The following is a 1,696-nucleotide window of genomic DNA, read 5'->3' on the forward strand; positions in this document are numbered from 1 at the left end:
GTCCATATCGACGTCGATCGAGCCAGTGCTCTTCCAAATGCCCCAGTCCCACAAGGCGGCCCAGCTCGGATGCGTACCATTGAACAGGCCTTTGCAAAGATCAAAGCACACCTGCGCAAGGCCGAGGCCCGCACCTTTGATGCACTCTGGCGCGCGCTCGGTGACATATGCGATTTGTTTGAGCCGCGAGAATGTTGGAACTTCCTCAGGGCTGCCGGATCTGCGTCCGTTTAACCGTCCGATGCTCTAGTGATCCGTCCAGCGCTGGATGATGGCACGATCCATCGCCACGCCACGTCCGGCCATTGGGGGTGTCATGTCTGGATGGCGCCCGTTTGGCAACGTGATTGTTGATGACGTTTGGGCCTCGCGGTGCGGGTGCAGTCATGTCTCCGGCCTCCAAGCGCCGTGCTACATGACCGCAGGCCCTGATGTTTTACGCTGAAGCTGGTCCCTCTCACGTTATCGCGCTTGACTGACGCAAGACAATGCCACGGGTTTGCCAGTTCCGGCGGTCCATGTCCGCTTTGGCTTCACATCACCTCATCATCACCGTGCCAACTGGATGTCCTAAGGGGTTTCTATTCAGACCGGTCGTGTCACGAGGATCGTCGTATCGATCGACCCAACCCAAAGTATGACCGCCGCAATCTCTCCCGATGATTGGCCCACCCACAAAGACAATCGAGCCCAATGATGAAATCGGCTAATGTCAGAACGTCAAGGCTCTCGAGGTGAACTTCACCAGCGAGAGCCGGCGAAGCGCCATCGTGCAGGAGACCGCTATGAGCCCGATCATCGAAGAATGCATCCTGATCGTGGACAGCAATCCGGATTTTTGCGAGCGGCTTGCGCAGGAGTGCCGGGTTGCCAACTACACTGTTTTGACCGCCCACACGGGCGAGCGGGCCCTTCTCATCCTCACGCATCGGCAGCACCGGATCGGCTGGCTATACTGCCGTGCTGCTCTACCGGGCTTGATCGATGGCTGGATTCTGGCAGACCAGTATCACGACGTCTATCCCAGCCGCCCTGTCATCATCGCCGCTCACACCACATGCCTCTCGGCGCGCGGCGACATCGTCCTGAACGAGCCGACAGTGACTGTCGTGTCAGAAACAATTCGGCATGTCATCGAGGGGGCAGAGGCGACTCGAGCCGCTACTCCGCTCGGGTTCAGCGAGCATCGACGCGCTGCATAAAAGGTGCGTCGCGTCCGTGGCCCGTTGGTGAGGTCGCGAACACAGCGCGACAGCAATGGAGCTTCGAATGGCATGGAACTGTCGCATTGATACCGGTCATTCTCCCTTGCCCGACCTCTCCCCGGAGGAGATTGAGCAACAGATCATCCGCGCCTACGTCCAGCTCGTGTTCGCGGCCGGGAATACAGCCGGCGTTCGAACCACTCTTGTTGCACGGTTCTGCTCCCTTGAGGTGCGTCTCAGCGAGCTTCCGGATGCGTTCGTCTTGCAGGATCTGCCGCCATTCTGGCTCGAGATTTACTCGCATACCACCCGCTCGACAGTTGATAGTCTCGGATGCTTTGAGTTCGATGAAGCCGAATTGGCCATGGCCGTAGACTTAGTGCTGAAGGCGCGGCACCGGCGCGAGCTCTATCACTAGCCGTTCTTATGCATCGGAAGAGTGATGAGGGCTGGCGGATGTAGCTTAAGCATTTGAAGCAGCGTAGGATTTG

The 1,696-nt window shown here is 58.5% G+C and carries 2 protein-coding genes and 1 pseudogene; all 3 read left to right on the forward strand.

Features of this window, described 5'->3' with window-relative positions; genetic code table 11:
- Positions 1-234: pseudogene (locus JKL46_RS35290) on the forward strand (hypothetical protein); the annotation flags it as partial.
- Positions 235-785: 551 nt separating this feature from the next.
- Positions 786-1,202 (forward strand): hypothetical protein, encoded by a 417-nt coding sequence (locus JKL46_RS34665; RefSeq protein ID WP_201842982.1) that lies wholly within the window; start codon positions 786-788, stop codon positions 1,200-1,202.
- 67 nt (positions 1,203-1,269) lie between these two features.
- Positions 1,270-1,623, forward strand: coding sequence for a hypothetical protein (locus tag JKL46_RS34670; RefSeq protein WP_201842983.1), 354 nt, complete (start codon positions 1,270-1,272; stop codon positions 1,621-1,623).
- The last annotated feature ends 73 nt before the right edge of the window (positions 1,624-1,696 follow it).

The sequence above is a fragment of the Microvirga zambiensis WSM3693 genome (assembly GCF_016735695.1).
Lineage (GTDB): Bacteria > Pseudomonadota > Alphaproteobacteria > Rhizobiales > Beijerinckiaceae > Microvirga > Microvirga zambiensis.

Coding starts and splice junctions, on each gene's coding strand:
- JKL46_RS34665 (WP_201842982.1), top strand. CDS start 786: ATGAGCCCGATCATCGAAGAATGCATCCTGATCGTGGACAGCAATCCG.
- JKL46_RS34670 (WP_201842983.1), top strand. CDS start 1,270: ATGGCATGGAACTGTCGCATTGATACCGGTCATTCTCCCTTGCCCGAC.